Genomic DNA, 17,081 nt, shown 5'->3' with positions numbered 1-17,081 from the left:
TGCGGCGCTTTCCTCGGGCCGTGATCGCCGTCGGGGCGGAGTCGACGGCGGCAACTCGCGTTCTCCGTGGTGAGGGCCGCAACACGGTTCGCGGCCACAGCAGTTGCCAGGACGTCAGCTTACCTTGCGCCACTTTCATGTCAACCAATCAGAGTCCGTGTGCGACGTGTTCCCCGTGGGACTGCTGGTGAGGATTGGAAAGCCCTGAAGGAACACGCGCCATCCTGCCCGGACGCACCCGGGAGGCGCCTCGACCACCTCTTTCGCGACCGCCCGCCCCCGGGATCGCGGTCCGTACCGCAACGAAGCGGTGGCGAAGGCCATTCACCTCTATGACAGAGATATCTCGACGGTGCACATCGCCTATCCGCGGAACGGCCCCGCGAAAGTCCGTCCCTGCACCACCCGGAGGCCCTCACGGCCTTCTTCGGCGTCAAGCCCGCGTACTTCTTCGGTGACGAGGTCGCAAAGGAGGCCGATTCGACGCCGTCGAGGAGGCTCCGCCGGTCGGCCCTGTCGGCACTGTCGTCAGCGGCGGCAGCGGCGGCAGCGGCAGCGCCGGGCAGCGGCGGCGCCGGGCAGCGGCGGCGCCGGGCAGCGGCGGCGCCGGGCAGCGGCGGCGCCGGGCAGCGGCGGCGCCGGGCAGCGGCGGCGTCCCGCCGCTGCCTCGGCGGCCTCACTCCGAGGCCGAGGACACCGGCGCGGCAGGGGGCTCGGCGGGCGCCGTGCGGCCGTCCGCCCGGCCCGAGGTCCAGGCGAGGCCGGCCGCCGACACGGCGAAGGCCGCTCCGACCGGGAGCAGGTGCCCGGCGGATCCGAAGGCCTTCAGGCCGATCGCCCCGAGGACGCTGGACAGCGAGACCGCCAGGTACAGCACGGCCGCGTTGAGCGAGACGACGAGGGACTCGGAGCCCGCCGGGGCGAGCGCGATGATCCGCTGCTGCTGCGGCGCGGTCAGCGACCAGGAGGCCACCCCGCAGAACGCCACCGACACCAGCGCGGCCGCGAACGAGCCCCGGGCTTCCAGCATCGCCAGGAAGACGGCCGCCAGCCCCAGGGTCGCGGTGATCACCACCTTGCGCGGCCCGTACCGGTCGGCGAGGTGCCCGGCCATCAGGTTCCCGGCGGTGCCGGCCACCCCGAAGACCAGCAGCAGCAGCGACACCCGACCGCCGTGTCCCCCGACGGCCGGCGCGAAGACGGAGCTGATGTACGTGTAGGGGAGGTAGACGCCGACGAAGGCCAGCAGGGTGCAGGCGAGCACGCCGGCCACCCGCCGATCGGTGAGCGGGGACAGGCGCCGGCGCAGCCCGGCCGCGGTGCCGAGCCTGATCTCGGGCAGGCGCAACGCGATCACGGCGGCGACCGGGACCGCCAGGGCGGTGACGAACCACATCGTCGCCCGCCAGCCGATCGCGTCGCCGAGAGCGGTGCCCAGCGGCGCGCCGAGGGCGAGCGAGGCGGTCAGGCCCACGGTCACGATGGCGATCGCCCGGCCGCGGTGGCGCTCACCGGCGAGCGCCGCCGCCGTGGCGCCCGCGTTCGGGGTGAACATCGCCGCACCGGCCGCCGCGATCACCCGCGAGGCGAGCACCAGCCCGTAGCCGGGGGCGACCGCCGTCACCACGTTGCCCACCCCGAACACCAGCAGCGCCGTGACCAGCACGGTACGCCGTGACCAGGTGCCGGTCAGCGCCGCCAGGACCGGGGAGAGCACCGCGTAGGCGAGGGCGAAGACACTGACCAGCTGGCCCGCCGCGGCGACATCGACGTGCAGTGAGCCGGCGATGTCGGGGAGCAGGCCCGCGATGACGAAGGCGTCGGTGCCCACGGCGAAGGTACCAAGGGCCAGGAGCATCGCGGCGGGTCCCCAGGGGGCCGCCGGGGACGCGCCGGCGGGGACGGTCACGGTGCGACTCCCGGTTCGATGATCGGCGTCTGTTACGACCGGCATCGTAACGGCAGGGGCCTCCCCCACTGGTGCCGACAGCGCGGCCGACCGTCGGGTTCCGGCCAAATGCCCGTCGGAGAAGTTCCGTTGAAGCCTTCGACGGCCGACGACCCCGCGGCGACGCCGGTCCCCCGCAACTCCCCCGCGGCGGCCGAAAGACGCAGAAAGGTCGATGTACATCGGACAAGACGACTACTATCGAAGCACGGAGAGCCTCCGGCCGAGCGGCCCGGGCGGATGGGTATCGTCGGCACCGGTGCACGGCCGCACCGACGAGCAGGGTGGAGCGGATGCACGCGATCGAGGAGACCTGGCTGCCACAGCCCGACCTTGCGGCGGTGGACATCAGCACCGTGCTCCAGGCGCTGGCCGATCCGGTGCGCCTGCAGATCCTCCGGGCGCTCGACGCCTCCGCCGAGGAGTCGTGCACGTCGCTGGACCTGCCCGTCAAGCGCTCGACCGTCTCGCACCACCTGCGCACCCTGCGCGAGGCCGGTGTCGTGGCGACCAGGCTGGCCGGCAACAGTCGGCTCAGCCGGCTGCGCCGGGACGACCTCGAAGCCCGTTTCCCCGGACTCCTGACCTCGATCCTCACGGCCGCCCCGGCGACCGCCCCACCGGCCGTCCCGACCGGCTGACCCGGCGGGCCCGGTGATCCGGACCGCCACCGCACCGCCGCGCCATCGCGTCCACCCAACCGCCCCACCGGCGAGAAGGAGCACAGCATGGGCCGCTACGCCCACCTGGCGTACACCGACGAGGTGCGCCTGGTCCAGAGGGAACAGGGAAGCGAGTTGTCGGCCATCCGCCAGCTCGCGCACGGCGACGAGCCCGAGGAGCTGACGGACGCCGAGGCCGACTTCATCCAGTCCCGCGACGGGTTCTACCTGGCCAGCGTCAGCGAGACCGGGTGGCCGTACGTCCAGTTCCGCGGCGGCCCGCCCGGCTTCGCCCAGGTCGTCGACGAGCGGACGATCGCCTTCGCCGAGGTGCGCGGCAATCGCCAGTACATCAGCACCGGCAACATCCGCGCGGACGGCCGGGTGGCGCTGTTCTTCATGGACTACGCCCGCCAGGCCCGGCTGAAGCTCTTCGGCCGGGCCTCGGTGCAGGACCTGGAGGAGAATCCGGAGCTCGACCGGCGCCTGCTCGCCACCCGGACCGGGGGCCGGGTGGAACGCCTGATGACCATCCACGTCGAGGGCTTCAACTGGAACTGCCCCCAGCACATCACCCCGCGCTTCTCCGAGGCCGAACTCCGGCCCCACCTCGACCAGTTGCAGAAGCGGCTGGCCGCATTGGAGGAGGAGAACCGCCTACTGCGGACGCAACTGGAGCAGCGGGCCGGGTAGACCGGCAGCAAGCTCGCTGCCATTGGGAAGCGGGTCGCCGGGCTGCCAGCGGCCCCTTTCCGACCTCGGTCCGCATGACCTGAGGGCCTGTGCCTGGTCGCGGTGGGGGCTCAGTGTTCGGCGAGGATCTGGCTGGGCTTGGCGGCGGCGGGGCATCGGGCTTGGAGGAGATGCGCCAGGTTCACCTCGTGTGGCCTGCTCGACCAATGACGCGCCCGGGCACGGCGTCGCTGGTCGACATAAGCCGTCGCTGGTCGACACAAGCCAACATCCGACGCAGACTTAAGTTAGGTCGTCTATCTGAAGACCGGCCGACGCCCATGTGATCCAGAGATCTAAATATTCTGACACGAAGAATGCAAACCCATCCCTACTCGCCAGAGGGGAGGGAAAGTGTCATATCCAGAATGGGGAGAGTTCGACGTCATATCCCCAGGGCTCATCATAGATCGAGACAATGAGGCGCGCTGCCCCTATACCCCGAAGCTTGCGTTAGTTGATTCCAAGTCACTTAGTCGCGCCATTGAATCGACATGGAATCAGTATGGCTTGAATGAGTGGAAGGGAATCGATGATCGCACCCGAGGGAATGCCTTCAATGTTGAGAGACTGCTTTGCCTGATGCTTCCTTCGGAACGATTTTGCGCATATCACCTAGGGCGAGGCATGGCGGGAGTCGCCTTGGAAGTCATCGCATTCCCGTGCGATCAATACCAACCTTTAGTTGCCCCAATGGAGGCTCTCATTCCGCGCATTGTGCCTGGGGCAGACTCGCAGTACGTTTCGCGAACCAAAGAGACACTAAGTGATTTCATGGCAGCCGAACAGAGCCGCGGAACCCAGGGGTTCGCTGACCTCTTCAGGGTCACTGAGCCTGTAAAGCCGAAAAAGGTCCGCTGGTGGCAAAGGTGAACGAGGCCAGGCCCTGAAAGGCGGCTAGGCTGCCAACCGAAGGCGCACCTACGAACGAACTGCCGGCCCCCCGCACGCGTGCGACGCGACCTGAAACTCGTCCTGCACTGGTCACGCTGGCGCCCCCGCCATCAGCACCGCGCCGCCGCCTGCCACCGCCGCTGGAACGACATCACCGCAGGCGGCGCCCCGGCCCTGTCGGCCCGCTGACGCGGGGTTGCCGGCCTGCGCGTCGCCCGTCCGGGAACTACCGTTCAGGTGCGGGCCGTTTGTCGGTCGGAACACGATGCGGGGAGCGTCGTGCAACTGGGGGTCACGGGTCGAGGGTCATGGCGTTCGCCCTTACGTTGCCCGGTTTGGCGCTGGCGGTGGTGCTGTTCGCGCTAGACCACCTGATCTTCAACACCCAACTCATCGTCAGCGAACTCGTCACCAACGCAATCCGCTACGCGGGCGGACCGGTGGGGCTACGCCTCATCAAGTCGCATCTGCTGACGTGCGAAATCTCCGACCCCAGCCAGACCCAGCCACATCTTGGCGGGCCCTGGTGACCGACGAAGGCGGCCGCGGCCTGTTCATGGTGGCGCAACTGGCCCACCGTTGGGGGAGCCGGTACACAACCGCAGGCAAGGCCGCGGAGGCCCGTGCCAAGCAGGCTGAGCGGGAGCGACCCGGTGATGAAGGGGCTGTGCGTCATCCAGGCGAAGCGCAGCCGTAACGTGGTGCCCTTCGAGACCGTCTCGGCCCTGGCGGGCGTCGTCGAGCACAAGCGGGCAGCGAAGGGCATCCTGGTCACCACCTCGTGGTTCGGCAGAGCCAGCCAGGCGTTCGCCCAGGACCACGGCCGACTTGAGCTCCTCGACGGAGCCAACCTGGTCCACCTTTTCAAGGAGCACCTTAATCTCGACGTCATCCCCGGCCCGGTTCCCCCAAGCGTCGCGCCTAGAAGCGCTGTTCGCTCCGACATGGTAGTCACCACCGTTCGGTGACCACGCCGCGGTGGCCCGGCCAGGTGTGACGGACAGCCGATCCGAGTCTCGAAGGCACCACTCGTGTTCAGGCGGTGCCCTGCGGACCCGCCGGCGATCCCGACTTCCGACAGACGCGGCTCTGTGCCGTGATCGACAGGGAGGAGTGCGCCCTCCCCGAATCGGAGCAACTCATCAGAGAGTCGGCTATCGCCCGGCCACCGGTGGCGCCGGACGGCGTCTCCACCTCGACAAGGCGCCGTCACTGAGGATGTCTACAGCAATGTCGTCGCTTCGTCCGTCGGCGCTCCCTCGGGCATCGGACGCTCCGGTGTCCGGAGGAGCGCGGAGCCCAGGAGCAGCCAGGCGGTGGCGAGGAGCCAGCCGCCGAGGACGTCCGGCGGCCAGTGGACGCCGAGGTAGACGCGGGTGGCGCCGATGACGGCGGCGAAGGCGACGGCTCGGAGCGCGTCTCCAGGGCCGTGATGCTCGGCGTGCTGCCGCCGTTCCTGCTGAAAGCCGATGACACCCCGGGCAGGGTCGGCGACATCGTCTTCGAGAAGATCCGGGGCGCCATCCGCGCCGACCGCCCCGCCTTCGTCGCCGGCTTGTACCACGTGGACGTGCTCGGCGGCGACCGGGTGAGCGACCAAGTCGGTCAGTACAGCTGGAACGTCGGCGTTTCGGCCTCCGCCAAGGCGACCGCGGACTGCGTCCCGACCTGGCTCACCGACTTCCGTGCGGACCTGCCGAAGATCGACGTCCCCGTCCTGATCATCCACGGCGACGCCGACCGCACCCTGCCGCTGCGCTCGACCGCCGTCCCACTCTCGAAGGCCATCGCGGGCGCCCGCCTGGTGGTGCTCGAAGGGGCCCCGCACGGTCTTCATCTGGACGCACGCCACCGAGGTCAACAGAGAACTGCTGACCTTCATCGGCGGCTGACCGGCCGCTCCCCTGAGCACACCGCAGACCTGGTCGTACGCAACGCCAAGGTGTACACCGGCGACCCCTTGCGCCCCGGGCGAGCGCGGTCGCGATCCGCGCCGGACTGATCACCGCCGTCGGCGACGACGCCGACGTCCTGCCGCAGGTCGGCCCGCACACCCGCGTGGTCGACGCGCTGGGCCGGCGCGCCGTCCCCGGCCTCAACGACTCGCACCTGCACGTCATCCGGGGCGGCCTCAACTACGTGCTGGAACTGCGCTGGGACGGCGTGCCCACGCTGCGCCAGGCGCTGGCCATGCTGCGCGCCCAGGCCGAGCGCACCCCGCCGGGCCAGTGGGTCCGGGTGGTGGGTGGCTGGTCCGCCGACCAGTTCGCCGAGCGTCGACTGCCCACCCTCGCCGAACTCAACGCCGCCGCCCCCGACACCCCGGTGTTCGTGCTGCACCTGTACCAGTCGGCGCTGCTCAACCGGGCGGCACTGCGGGCCGCGGGCTTCACCCGGAACACCCCCGACCCGGTCGGCGGGCAGATCGTGCGCGCTCACGACGGCGAGCCGACCGGCATGCTGCTGGCCGCACCGGGCGCCCTGCTGCTGTACTCCACGCTGGCCAAGGCTCCGACCCTGGACGAGGCCGACAAGGCCGCCTCCACCCGGCACTTCCTGCGCGAGCTCAACCGCTTCGGGCTCACCTCCGCCATCGACGCGGCGGGCGGCTTCCAGAGCTTCCCGGAGAACTACGGCACCGTCACGGAGTTGGCGAAGAACGGCCAGCTGACGCTCCGGATCGCCTACCACCTCTTCCCGCAGGCCGCCGGGCAGGAGCTGGACGCCCTGCGGCGCTGGGTGGAGACCGTCCGACCCGGCGACGGGGACGAGTGGCTGCGACTCAACGGAGCCGGGGAGAACCTCACCTGGGCGGCCGCCGACTTCGAGAACTTCTCCGAGCCGCGCCCCGAACTCGGCCCGTACTAGGCCGGGTTCGAGCAAGCGGTGCGGCTGCTGATGGAGCACGACTGGGGCTTCCCGCTGCACGCGAGCTACGACGAGACGATCCGCCGCGATCTGGCGGTCTTCGAGCGGCTGGCCGCCGAGGGCCTGTTCCCCGGTGGGAACCGGTGGCTCTTCGACCACGCCGAGACGGTCTCCGCCGCGAGCCTGGAGCGGATCGCGGCGCTCGGCGGCGCCGTCTCGGTGCAGAACCGGATGTCCTTCCAGGGCGAGGCGTTCGTCCGGCGCTACGGCGCGGCCGCGGCCGCCGACGCCCCGCCGGTGCGGGCGATGCTGGAACGCGGCCTGACGGTGGCCGCCGGCACCGACGCCACCCGGGTCTCCTCCTACAACCCACGGGTGGCCCTGCACTGGCTGGTCTCCGGACGGGCCGTCAGTGGACGCGCGGTCCGCCCGGCCGCCAACCGGCTGAGCCGCGAGGAGGCACTGGAGCTGTACACCCTCGGCGGCGCCCGGCTCACCGGTGAGGAGGAGGTCAAGGGCCGTCTTCGGGTGGGCTGTTACGCCGACCTCACGGTGCTCAGCGCGGACTACCTCACCGTCCCCGAGGCGGACATCCCGCACATCGAGTCGGTGCTCACCGTAGTCGGCGGCCGTATCGTGTACGGCGTCCAGGAGCACGAGGGCCTCGCCCCCGAGCTGCCGGCCGTGGTCCCGCTGTGGAGCCCGGTGGCACGCTTCGGCGGCTACCAGGCCACCCCGGCGCCGAGCCTGTCCGGTGTCCGGCAGGCCGAGCGGCTGGCCGAGGCGGCGGCCGACTCCGACGAGCAGCGCGCCTGGCGCGCGGCCCGCGGCCACTGGGTGCCCGGACAGGGCGGCGGCCCCGCACTCGACGACCCCTGTTTCCTCTGAATCGCCCGCTTCCGGCCTGACCGGTCGAACCATCGTGCGCCGCCGAGCCCTTGCCGCTTGGCGGCGCACGGCGTTGCCCGGCGGGAGCCGTGAATGGACCACCCACGTGACAGATCTCGATGGTCTCTGCTGCCCGAGGTTCTGGCGACGCAGCCGGGGGAGTTCCTCTCGCTCAGGGCTGGTCAGCCGCCCGGCAGGCCTTCTCACGGCCGCAAGCCGCTTCGCACCACGCTCAGCGGACACGAGGGCGCGGCCCTGGTCGACGTACCCGCCGGCAGCTTCGCCGCTGGCTGCGGAGGGAGAGCTTCACCCTGGCACGCCTGCTGGCTCCTGCACAGCGAGTACGGCGAAGCCGACGACGAAGACCTCGGCACCAGCGCGCCGGCCGCGAACGCTTCGCCCAGCTCGTCCGCGACACTGCCGCCCGCCACCGCGGCCGCCTCATCCGAGCCGCCGCCCTACGAACCCACACGCCGCCGACCGGCTGGTTCTCCATGGGTAACGGGAGCTGTACTTTCGGGTGCCGCCGAAGCGGCGGTCGGCAGCGGCGGGTGCGCCGCTGGGTCCAGAGCTCAATGGTCGTCCTGTCCACTTGTCGTGCCCAATCGCACCGTTTTGCGCTCCGCTGCGGGCGGCGGCCGGCCGTACCGCCGGGGTGCTCACGGCCCGGCCGAACCCGGTGGCCGTTCGAACGGGCCGGTGAGCGCGTCGGTGATCCACCCGCCGTAGAAGCGGCCATCCTTGGCGCGCACCGTCTCGCCGTGAACCGTGCACAGGTCCACCACTCCGGGGTAGGACGCCAGACGGCCGCTCACTCCTCGTGGACGGGCTTCGGATGGGAACAGCCCCAGGCCGCCCGCGCCGCTGTGCGCTGCCCGACCCGCGCGTCCCAGGAGCGGGCCCGCCCCTTCCACTCGCACACGCTGACACCGTCCCGGGACGTGAGGAACTCGGTGACAACGTCATCCGGGGGGTAGTGCACCGGCGGGTGGCTCGTCTCCAGCACACGCGCCGCCTCGGCCGCGGAGGCGATCAGCACCCCGGCGAACCGCACCTCGATCCGCGTCCGGCGAGCAGAGTGGACGGCCGGTGGGTGCGGGTGGTCACGCACCGGTTCGAGGCCGGACCGCCGGTCATCACGCCGCCGTGCGGTCCGGTGCGGGGAGCAGCCCAGCCGAGTCGGCGTCGGGCGTGATCGCGGCGCGCAGCCGAAGGAGCCCGTCGCGGACGCGGGTCTTGACGGTGCCCAGCGGCACGCCGGTCCGGTGCGCGATCTCACGTTGCGTGTACCCGCCGTAGTAGGCCAGCACCACGGCCTCGCGTTGCGCCGCGCTCAGCTGCCGGAGCGCGGACCGGACCCGTCGGCGTTCGAGCGATCGCAGCGCCTGCTCCTCCGGGGGGTCACCGGGGCAGGTCTCCCGGAGCCCGACCCGCCGGTCGCGCTCGGCGGACGCCTGGACGGCCCGCACCCGGTCAACGGCCCGGCGGTGCGCGCAGACCAGCACCCAGGTCATGACCGCGCCACGCTCCGGCCGATACGCGGCAGCGGTGCGCCACACCTCCAGCAGGACTTCCTGGGCCACCTCCTCGGCGTGCGCCGGGCTGTGCAGGGTCCGTAGCACGACCCCGTAAACCGGCCCGGCGATCACGCTGTGCAGCAACTCGAAGGCCGCCTCGTCGCCCCGGGCGACCCGGCCCACGAGCTGGGGCATTTCCTCGGCCGTCGGGCTGCGGCGAACGACGGAACGTTTGCCGCACTCGGTCCTCGTTGGCGTCTTCACACCGTCACGGTGCAGCGATTCGCCCCGGAAAGCCCAGTCGCAGCGTTTGTGCAGCGCACTCCGCCGCACATCCCGTGAAACGCTGCGCCTTCGGTGCGAGTGGGGCGGGAGCTTACCGCGGCCAATGCTCGCCACGGGCCGCACGGCGGCCATGGACTCACTCGGAACGGGAGCGGACCATGAAGCTGCACGACGAACTTCCGGTCGACAATCACCTCTCGCAGATCTACCGCGCGGGCGCCGGCCTGTGCGGAGCGGCGCTACTGGTCTTCGGCTGCCTCGGGCTCACGAACGGTCTGGCGTTCTTCAGCACCAGCGGCGAGCGGATCGCCGGCCTGTCCAGCAACGGCCTGCTCAGCCTGGTCTCGCTGGTGACGGCCGTGGTACTGATCGCCGGCGCGCTGATCGGCGGCAACGCGGCCTCCACGGTCAACATCACCGTCGGCGCGCTGTTCGTCCTCAGCGGCTTCGTCAACCTCGTCCTGCTGGACTCGCCCGCCAACATCCTGGCCTTCCGCATCCAGAACGTGCTCTTCAGCTTCGCCATGGGCCTGGTGATCGCCACCTTCGGCATGTACGGCCGCGTCAGCGGCAAGCTGCCCCTCGACAACCCTTACTGGCGCCAGCGCCACCCCCGACCCGCCGACCGGGACAGTGCGCCGGCCCTCCCCGGCGGCTCCCGGCCGTCGGTACTCCCCGGGCGGCCGGTGTGAGCGGCCCGTGCCCGCACTGGCTGTTCGGCGACCAGCTCGGGCCGCACTTTCTCGCCCCGGGCGAGGGCGGCCCGGACCCGGACGCGCCGGTGGTCATGATCGAGGCCCGCTCGGTGCTTCGCCGGCGGCGGTTCCACCGGGCCAAGGCGCATCTGGTCCTGTCGGCGATGCGCCACGCCGCCGAGGCGCTCGGCGACCGGGTGCGCTACGTCCGGGCCGACACCTACCGCGAGGGCCTGGCGAAGGCCGTAGGCGGTCGCCGGACCACCGTCTGCCACCCGACCTCGCGTGCTGCCCTCGGCCTGGTGCGCGACCTCGACCAGGTCAGGGTGCTGCCGCCACGCGGCTTCCTGGTCCCCTTCGCCGACTTCCGCCGCTGGGCCGGCGAACCCGGCGAGCGGCGGCTGCTCATGGAGGACTTCTACCACCGGGTGCGCCGCGCCGAGCACCTGCTGCTTGAACCGGACGGCAGCCCGGTCGGCGGCCGCTGGAACCTCGACCGGGACAACCGCGAACCGCCGCCGAGGGGAGCTACCGCCCTGCCGCTGCCGGCCCCGTTCGAGCCCGAGGAGGACGGCATCGACGAGGAGGTCCGGGCCGATCTGGACCGTTGGGAGCGCGCCGGGGAGGTCGCCTTCGTCGGCCGGGACGGCCCGCGCCGCTTCGCCGCGACCCGGCCGGAGGCCGAGCGGGCGCTCGCGCACTTCGTCGCCCACCGCCTGGCCGACTTCGGCCGCTACGAGGATGCCATGCTCCTCGCCGACCCGTGGCTGGCCCACAGCGCCCTGTCCGTCCCGCTCAACCTCGGCCTGCTCGACGCCCGCGAATGCGCGCGTGCCGCCGAGAACGCGTACCGGGCGGGCCGGGTACCGCTCAACAGTGCCGAGGGCTTCGTACGACAGATCGTCGGCTGGCGCGAGTACGTCTGGCAGCTCTACTGGCACCTCGGCGAGGGATACCGAGACGCCAACCGCCTCCGCCACCACGAACCTCTTCCCAGCTGGTTCCGCGACCTGGACGCCGATGCCGTCACCGCCCGCTGCCTGTCCCACGTCCTCACCGAGGTCCGCGACCACGGCTGGGTCCACCACATCCCCCGGCTCATGGTGCTCGGCAACTGGGCCCTCCAGCACGGCTGGGACCCACGGGAGTTGACCGACTGGTTCCACCGCTGCTTCGTGGACGGCTACGACTGGGTGATGACCGCCAACGTGGTCGGCATGTCCCAGTTCGCCGACGGCGGCCTGATCACCACCAAGCCCTACGCGGCCGGCGGCGCCTACCTGAACCGCATGGGCAACCACTGCCGCCCCTGCCGCTACCAGCCCACCGAACGCCTCGGCGACCGCGCCTGCCCTTTCACCACCGGCTACTGGGCCTTCGTCCACCGCCACCAGGACCTCCTCGCCGCCAACCACCGCACCGCCCGGGCCGCCGCCGGCCTGCACCGGCTGACCGGCCTGTCCGAAGTCCTGGCCGCCGAACACATCCGCGGCCAGTCACCGCCGTGAGGCGGCCAGGTCCGCCGCCACTTCCCGGGCCGCCCGCCTCCCCCACGCCGGCGCGCCCTGGACCGAGGGCGTCGCCCGGTGGTCCCCGCACACGTGGCGGCCCGGCGCGAAGCGCGTGCCACGGCTGAGCGACCGTGGGGGCCGCAGCCGCCGAGAGCGTCTCGGCGATCCGGTGGCCGGCGGCTCCCACGCCGAGCAACAGTTGCCCCGTCGGCAGCCTGGCGGCCGGGGCTGCTCCGGGACGGCCCCCACGCCGTCCTGCGGCAGGCAGAGGGTGCCGCGCGCCATGCCGCTCCGACCAGGTGGAATCACCTCAACTACGTCCCGTGACATCGCGCTCGCCGCTCTTTCCCTCCGCACGCTGCGGCTGGTCCGCGGGGCGGCTGGCGCCGCACGTGGTCCGGTAGGCGTAGGCCAGGGACGCGGCCATGGCGTCGATGCTCAACCGCTCGCGCACCGTCGCGGCTCCGGCTTCTGCCATCGCCGCCAGTTCCGGCGCGGGGGTGGAGACCAGGGAGCGCAGGCCGTCGGCGAGCCGCTCGACCGATTGGGTGGCCAGCAGTCGACCGTTGACGCCGTCGTGCAGGTAGTGGGAGGCCCCGCCGCGCTGCGGGGCGGCCACCGGAAGGCCCGCCTCCATGGCTTCCAGTACAGCCAGGCCGAACTCCTCCTTGGCGCTGGGGCATACATACAGGACGGTTCCTGGCCCGCGTTGCGCCAGCGCCCTCTCCAGCAGCCGCACCTGCCGGTTGGGCAGCGCGGGCCACAGGGCGGCGCGCCGCTCGGCGACGGGATCGGTCGCCAGGTGCTGAGCGAGCCGGGCGCGGACCGCCGCTTCGTCCGGGGTCGGGAACGTGGGGGATCCTCCGACCAGCAGCAGCGTGGTGCGGTGGTGCAGGCCCGCGAGGACCCAGGCTTTCACCAGGTGCTCCTGCTGCTTGACGGGGTGGAGCCGTCCAACACAGAGCAGAAGCGGCAGTTCACGGTCCTCGGCTTCAAGGCCGCTCGCACTCGCGCCGCCGTACAGGCGGGCCAGCAGGCCGTGTGCCGTGTCGCCGTCGGCCGCGGCGGGATGAAAGGGGGCGATGCCCTCGGGCTGGATGTGCACCGGGCGCTCCGCCAGCTGGGGGAAGTGCGCCGCGAGCTCCTGCCCTCCTGGTGCCGCGGGCATGGCCACCAGCAGGTCGGCGCGCGCCACGAGACAGTCGGCGACGAAGACCCGGTGCAGGTCCAGGCGCAGCGCGCGGGCCGCGTCGCCAGTGTGCTCCGGTGGCAGGCCGGCGTGCCGTTCGTCGATCGTGCGGTGGGGGTCGGGGGTGACGGTGAACGCGAGTTTCGCGCCGCGGCGGCGGGCGGTGCGGGCGACGGCGAGTGAGGCGTCGTCGGCGAATCTGACGTGCGTGATGTCCGGGCGGTAGCCCGGGAGTTCGAAGATCCGGGCGGTCCACCAGGCCAGTGCCGCCTGGTGCTCGACGGCGGTGTGCGGATCCAGCGGCTGCGGCGAGTCGACGGGCAGCCGGACCAGCAGATGGGATCGGCCCGATGGCTGGGCCAGGTCGCAGCGGTCGGCTTCCGTGGGCCGGGCCGTGGTGAGGGTGAGAACCCGGGCGACGCTGTTCTGTGCGGTCAGGGACGGGCCCAGCCCGGTGAGGAGCACGCTCATGCCGCCGCTGAGTCCGGCGCCGGGTTCCTCCAGTCGGCCCAGCAGCATCGATTGCGCGACGACCAGGGATCCCGGCGGGGGCTCTTCCAGGACCGCGAACGCCGCCCTGAACCGCCGGCCGGACGGGTCCGCGGGGTCGGCCCGCCCAGCGCAGGCGGCGAGCAGGAGCCGCTCGTAGCCGTCCCTGCCCTCACCGGGGTCAGGCAGCAGGCGGTGGCCGCCGGGCACCCCCGACAGGTAGCGCCACAGCGCGTGAGCCGCCCTGCGGCCGGGGGCCCGGTGCTGGAGGGCTTCCACGGATGAGAGCGGTCGCAGCCCGTTCGCGTCCGCCACGTCCAGCAGGAATCCGGTCTCCGCCGGGCCGGGATCGGCGAGCAGCCGGCGGCGGATCTCGGCGGTGGCGCTCGCCCCTGCGTCGAGGCGGGCGCTGCGTTCCCAGGCTTCCGCGAGGGCGGTCCGCTCCCACACCTGGAGATCCGGCGCCGCCCCGGCGGCGGCCAGGATCCACGCCGGAACCGTGCTCTCGCGCCGGACGAGCCGGCGAAGCCACGCCGTTCGCCGGTCGGCGACGGACAGCGCCGCGTCCGAGCGGCCGCAGGACCCGCCGTACTCGGCCCGGGCCAGTCGGCTGAGCAGGTCGCGGCCGGGTACCGCGCTGAGGTCCTCGGCCCAGTGGCACCTGCGCCAAGCGGCAAGTGCCCCGGCGCCGGCGAGCCCGCTTCGCGGAGGTGCTGCCAAGGCCGGTGTCAGGTGGTGGGTCATCGCGTTTCCTCCCGTGCCGCTGTCCGGTCGACGGCGCCTTCGGAGCCGGGCCGCGCAACGGTTTGGGCCCAGGCCGCGACCGGCGCCACGTACCCTGTCCGGGCCGGTATCGACGGCATCGGTGGCACGAGCTTCCGCCCGGGGCAGCACCGGTCGCCCGGACGTGGCACCGGGCTCCCGGCATCATCGAAGGCCGCTCGCGCGGCGACACCCCGAAGGAGGACAGCATGGCCCGCGTCGTCGTGATCAGCCCGCCCTTCCACTCCCACGCCCGGCCGCTGGCCGCGCTCGGCTCCGCGCTGAAGCGGTACGGCGCCCGCGTCGACTTCGCCTGCACCCCCGCGTTCGCCGACCTCGCGACCCGCGCCGGCCTCGGGTTCGCCGAACTGGCAGTTACCCGCAACGCCAACACCGGCGTCGCCGAAGCGACCCGGCAGGGCCGGGCCGAGGCCGCTCGCCTGCGCGACTTCCTCGACGCCACCCACCACGGCCCGACCGCGACCCTCCTCGTCCAGGCCCGCCACCGCCGCGCCGACATGCTTCCCGACCCCGAGGACGTCCTGCGCGGCCTCGCCGACCTCGACCGGCGCCTGCGCCCGGACTGGTACCTCGTCGATCAGCTCTCCTACTCCGCGACCCTCGCCCTGCACTGCCTCGACCTGCCCTACGCCACCTTCTGCCCCGGTCACCCCAGCTACCTGCCGGCCTCCCCCGACGCCTTCTTCGGGCTCCCCCACGCCTGGCCGGACACCGTGCGTCCGGCCGCCGCCGACCTCGCGCGACTGCGCGACGCGGCGGCGGCGAACGACACCGCGTTCACCGCCGCGTTCCAGGCGGTCGTCCGCCGCCAGGCGCCGGGCCGACCTGCGCCCGAGCGGGCGTTCACCCTGTGCTCGCCGCACGCCGTCGTCTTCAACTACCCGAGTCTGCCGTGGCTGCCGTCAGCCCCGGCCGGCCCCCGGGCCCTGTACGCCGGGCACCTGCTGTCCGACGCCGGCCCGGACCCGCTGGACGAGCACTGGCAGGCCGTGCTCGCCCGGTTGACGACGGACGGGCGCCCGCTGGTACTGCTGGCCCTCGGCACGTTCCTGTCCGCCCGCGACGACGTCCTGACCACCGCCGCGGCCGGGATCCTCCGGCACACCCCGGCCTCGGTGATCATGGCCGCCGGGAACCGCGTCGCCGCCGTCGCGGCCGACCCGGCACTGCGCGACGCCGACCCGGAACGGCTGCACGTCGCCCCGGTGATCCCGCAACAGGAACTGCTCCCGCACGCCTCCGCCATGGTCCACCACGGCGGCAACAACTCCTTCACGGAGTGCCTGCACGCCGGCGTGCCCGCTCTGGTCCTGCCGTTCTCCAGCGACCAGTTCGCCATCGCCCACGACGCCGAACGCGCCGGAGCCGGCCGCTGCCTGGACCCCAACACCCTCACCCCGGACGCCGCCGGCCACGCCGTCGCCGCCTTCCTCGCCGCACCACCACAACCCACCGAGGCCCTACCCGCCCGCCCGCACCCACGCGGCCCCGCCTGGGCCGCCCGAGAACTCCTGCAGTCCATGCCGACCCGCCCCTGACGCCTTCGGCACGCCACCAAGTCGGTTCACGCAAACGCTGCGACCGGCGCCACGCCGCAGCGAACGGATGCTGTATCGCAACCGGCGAACCAAAGGTGGCCGCACCATGCGCACTCCCCTGACCGGCCGCGAGCAGCGGCTGCTCGACGGCATCGAGTCCCACCTCCGGCGGGAGGATCCGGCGCTGGAGCGTCTGCTCGCAGTTCCCCCGGGTCTGCGGACGCGCCTGTGGCACCGGCCCCGTTTCCTGGCCGCCGCAGCCTCGGCCCTGGCCGCCCCGACTGCCGCCTGCGCGCTGTTGGCGGGCTCGGGTGCTGCCACCACACCCGTTGCCGAAGCCGGCGCGGGCGGGTCCGCGCCCGTGCTCCCGCTCGTCTTCCGGCGCCTGGCACTACTGCGCGCCGGCTGATGGCGCCGGCTGCTCGCAGGAAGGGATCGCGCCGGGCCGGACGGCGGGAGGGCGGACGATGCACCAACGATGCGACTACCGGACCAACGAGCCTGCTCTCAGGCTGAAAGCCCAAGACCGATTCGAGCATGTCGGAGGGAAGTCATGGCCATCGTGCGACGACTCCACGAAGCCGGAATCACCAGCGAACACGCCTACGCGGCGGCATTCGGATCCATCGGCCTGTCCCTGCTGAGCTGGATCGCGTCGATGAAGGCCGAACAGGCCGGCGTTGAACGCGCCGACCGGTGGGGCATCTTCGTGGGCGAGTGGGCGCCCACGTTCTTCGGGCTCGGGCTGGCACTCGCCGGGTACGAACGCGAGGCGCCCACCGTCTCCTCCAAGGGTCGGCGGAGCGCGTGGCTCGACCACCCGGGCGACAAGACCGGGTGACCGGCCCGAGCCGCCGCCTGGGCCCCGCAGGACAACACCTGCGGGGCCCGCAGCGCTTCACTCACCCTCGTAAGCCCCGACGGAGCAGCTCGCAGACGGCCGCGGTACCGGTCCCCGGCAGCTCCGCCGATCTCCAGTGCAGCAACGCTGCGAGGTCCCCGCCCCACCGCCGGGAGCGCACCATCCGAGGCCTGAACGCCAGCAGGGGAGGTACGGATGATCACCGAACCGGTGACGGTGG

General features: G+C 72.4%; 14 protein-coding genes and 3 pseudogenes. 10 read left to right on the top strand and 7 right to left on the bottom strand.

Going from position 1 to position 17,081, the window contains the following annotated elements; all coding sequences use genetic code 11:
• Positions 1-676 precede the first annotated feature (676 nt).
• Positions 677-1,909: an MFS transporter gene (locus ACZ34W_RS22870; RefSeq protein WP_465606583.1), complete on the bottom strand. Its 1,233-nt coding sequence runs from the start codon at positions 1,907-1,909 to the stop codon at positions 677-679.
• 332 nt (positions 1,910-2,241) lie between these two features.
• Here ACZ34W_RS22870 and ACZ34W_RS22865 point away from each other — a divergent pair, with 332 nt between their 5' ends.
• From ACZ34W_RS22865 to ACZ34W_RS22850, 4 genes and pseudogenes are all read left to right on the top strand, one after another.
• On the top strand, positions 2,242-2,589 hold the full coding sequence (locus tag ACZ34W_RS22865; protein WP_465606581.1) for an ArsR/SmtB family transcription factor: 348 nt from the start codon (positions 2,242-2,244) through the stop codon (positions 2,587-2,589).
• A gap of 87 nt (positions 2,590-2,676) precedes the next feature.
• The gene (locus ACZ34W_RS22860; RefSeq protein WP_465606579.1) at positions 2,677-3,303 is read left to right on the top strand and encodes a pyridoxamine 5'-phosphate oxidase family protein; all 627 of its coding nucleotides are present in this window, start codon (positions 2,677-2,679) and stop codon (positions 3,301-3,303) included.
• 1,313 nt (positions 3,304-4,616) lie between these two features.
• Positions 4,617-4,933: pseudogene (locus ACZ34W_RS22855) on the top strand (ATP-binding protein); the annotation flags it as partial.
• Positions 4,893-5,204: a restriction endonuclease gene (locus ACZ34W_RS22850; protein WP_465606695.1), complete on the top strand. Its 312-nt coding sequence runs from the start codon at positions 4,893-4,895 to the stop codon at positions 5,202-5,204. The pseudogene ACZ34W_RS22855 and the gene ACZ34W_RS22850, both read left to right, overlap by 41 nt.
• 254 nt (positions 5,205-5,458) lie before the next feature.
• Here ACZ34W_RS22850 and ACZ34W_RS22845 read toward each other — a convergent pair whose 3' ends face one another.
• Positions 5,459-6,073 carry a phosphatase PAP2 family protein gene (locus ACZ34W_RS22845; protein ID WP_465606577.1) on the bottom strand — a complete coding sequence of 205 codons (615 nt, stop codon included), beginning with the start codon at positions 6,071-6,073 and terminating at the stop codon, positions 5,459-5,461.
• A gap of 51 nt (positions 6,074-6,124) precedes the next feature.
• Between ACZ34W_RS22845 and ACZ34W_RS22840 the strand changes: the two are divergent.
• Positions 6,125-7,992: pseudogene (locus tag ACZ34W_RS22840) on the top strand (amidohydrolase).
• Between the two features lie 659 nt (positions 7,993-8,651).
• Here ACZ34W_RS22840 and ACZ34W_RS22835 read toward each other — a convergent pair.
• Genes ACZ34W_RS22835 through ACZ34W_RS22825 form a run of 3 tightly spaced genes read right to left on the bottom strand, consistent with a single transcriptional unit; the run spans position 8,652 to position 9,704 of the window.
• A complete protein-coding gene (locus tag ACZ34W_RS22835) occupies positions 8,652-8,807 on the bottom strand; it encodes a hypothetical protein (protein ID WP_465606575.1) in 156 nt (51 codons plus the stop codon).
• Positions 8,804-9,103 carry a DUF427 domain-containing protein gene (locus tag ACZ34W_RS22830; RefSeq protein WP_465606573.1) on the bottom strand — a complete coding sequence of 100 codons (300 nt, stop codon included), beginning with the start codon at positions 9,101-9,103 and terminating at the stop codon, positions 8,804-8,806. Before ACZ34W_RS22830 ends, ACZ34W_RS22835 begins: the two co-directional genes overlap by 4 nt.
• Positions 9,104-9,128: 25 nt before the next feature.
• Positions 9,129-9,704 carry a sigma-70 family RNA polymerase sigma factor gene (locus ACZ34W_RS22825; RefSeq protein WP_465606571.1) on the bottom strand — a complete coding sequence of 192 codons (576 nt, stop codon included), beginning with the start codon at positions 9,702-9,704 and terminating at the stop codon, positions 9,129-9,131.
• Positions 9,705-9,952: 248 nt separating this feature from the next.
• On the opposite strand from ACZ34W_RS22825, the gene ACZ34W_RS22820 reads away from it, so the two are divergent.
• Both ACZ34W_RS22820 and ACZ34W_RS22815 read left to right on the top strand, forming a co-directional pair.
• Positions 9,953-10,486, top strand: coding sequence for a DUF4383 domain-containing protein (locus ACZ34W_RS22820; protein ID WP_465606569.1), 534 nt, complete (start codon positions 9,953-9,955; stop codon positions 10,484-10,486).
• Positions 10,483-11,997 carry a cryptochrome/photolyase family protein gene (locus ACZ34W_RS22815; RefSeq protein ID WP_465606567.1) on the top strand — a complete coding sequence of 505 codons (1,515 nt, stop codon included), beginning with the start codon at positions 10,483-10,485 and terminating at the stop codon, positions 11,995-11,997. Before ACZ34W_RS22820 ends, ACZ34W_RS22815 begins: the two co-directional genes overlap by 4 nt.
• Here the strand turns inward: ACZ34W_RS22815 and ACZ34W_RS22810 are convergent.
• Together ACZ34W_RS22810 and ACZ34W_RS22805 are read right to left on the bottom strand one after the other, a co-directional pair.
• Positions 11,986-12,144 (bottom strand): annotated as a pseudogene (locus tag ACZ34W_RS22810) (amine oxidase); the annotation flags it as partial. The gene ACZ34W_RS22815 and the pseudogene ACZ34W_RS22810 sit on opposite strands and share 12 nt — an antisense overlap.
• 166 nt (positions 12,145-12,310) lie before the next feature.
• The gene (locus tag ACZ34W_RS22805) at positions 12,311-14,422 is read right to left on the bottom strand and encodes a glycosyltransferase family 4 protein (protein ID WP_465606565.1); all 2,112 of its coding nucleotides are present in this window, start codon (positions 14,420-14,422) and stop codon (positions 12,311-12,313) included.
• 227 nt (positions 14,423-14,649) lie between these two features.
• On the opposite strand from ACZ34W_RS22805, the gene ACZ34W_RS22800 reads away from it, so the two are divergent.
• The 3 genes from ACZ34W_RS22800 to ACZ34W_RS22790 all read left to right on the top strand — a co-directional run bounded on the left by ACZ34W_RS22800 (position 14,650) and on the right by ACZ34W_RS22790 (position 16,840).
• Positions 14,650-15,999 (top strand): glycosyltransferase, encoded by a 1,350-nt coding sequence (locus ACZ34W_RS22800; protein ID WP_465606563.1) that lies wholly within the window; start codon positions 14,650-14,652, stop codon positions 15,997-15,999.
• 106 nt (positions 16,000-16,105) lie between these two features.
• Positions 16,106-16,408 carry a DUF3040 domain-containing protein gene (locus ACZ34W_RS22795; protein ID WP_465606561.1) on the top strand — a complete coding sequence of 101 codons (303 nt, stop codon included), beginning with the start codon at positions 16,106-16,108 and terminating at the stop codon, positions 16,406-16,408.
• 144 nt (positions 16,409-16,552) lie between these two features.
• Positions 16,553-16,840: a hypothetical protein gene (locus tag ACZ34W_RS22790; protein WP_359804509.1), complete on the top strand. Its 288-nt coding sequence runs from the start codon at positions 16,553-16,555 to the stop codon at positions 16,838-16,840.
• Positions 16,841-17,081: the final 241 nt, after the last annotated feature.

The sequence above is a fragment of the Kitasatospora sp. NPDC022856 genome, assembly GCF_055561235.1.
This window is presented reverse-complemented; position numbering and strand designations above follow the sequence as displayed.

Coding starts and splice junctions, on each gene's coding strand:
- ACZ34W_RS22800 (WP_465606563.1), top strand. CDS start 14,650: ATGGCCCGCGTCGTCGTGATCAGCCCGCCCTTCCACTCCCACGCCCGG.
- ACZ34W_RS22795 (WP_465606561.1), top strand. CDS start 16,106: ATGCGCACTCCCCTGACCGGCCGCGAGCAGCGGCTGCTCGACGGCATC.
- ACZ34W_RS22865 (WP_465606581.1), top strand. CDS start 2,242: ATGCACGCGATCGAGGAGACCTGGCTGCCACAGCCCGACCTTGCGGCG.
- ACZ34W_RS22845 (WP_465606577.1), bottom strand. CDS start 6,073: ATGAAGACCGTGCGGGGCCCCTTCGAGCACCACCAGGCGGGCGCCCGC.
- ACZ34W_RS22825 (WP_465606571.1), bottom strand. CDS start 9,704: ATGCCCCAGCTCGTGGGCCGGGTCGCCCGGGGCGACGAGGCGGCCTTC.
- ACZ34W_RS22820 (WP_465606569.1), top strand. CDS start 9,953: ATGAAGCTGCACGACGAACTTCCGGTCGACAATCACCTCTCGCAGATC.
- ACZ34W_RS22790 (WP_359804509.1), top strand. CDS start 16,553: ATGGCCATCGTGCGACGACTCCACGAAGCCGGAATCACCAGCGAACAC.
- ACZ34W_RS22850 (WP_465606695.1), top strand. CDS start 4,893: ATGAAGGGGCTGTGCGTCATCCAGGCGAAGCGCAGCCGTAACGTGGTG.
- ACZ34W_RS22860 (WP_465606579.1), top strand. CDS start 2,677: ATGGGCCGCTACGCCCACCTGGCGTACACCGACGAGGTGCGCCTGGTC.
- ACZ34W_RS22805 (WP_465606565.1), bottom strand. CDS start 14,422: ATGACCCACCACCTGACACCGGCCTTGGCAGCACCTCCGCGAAGCGGG.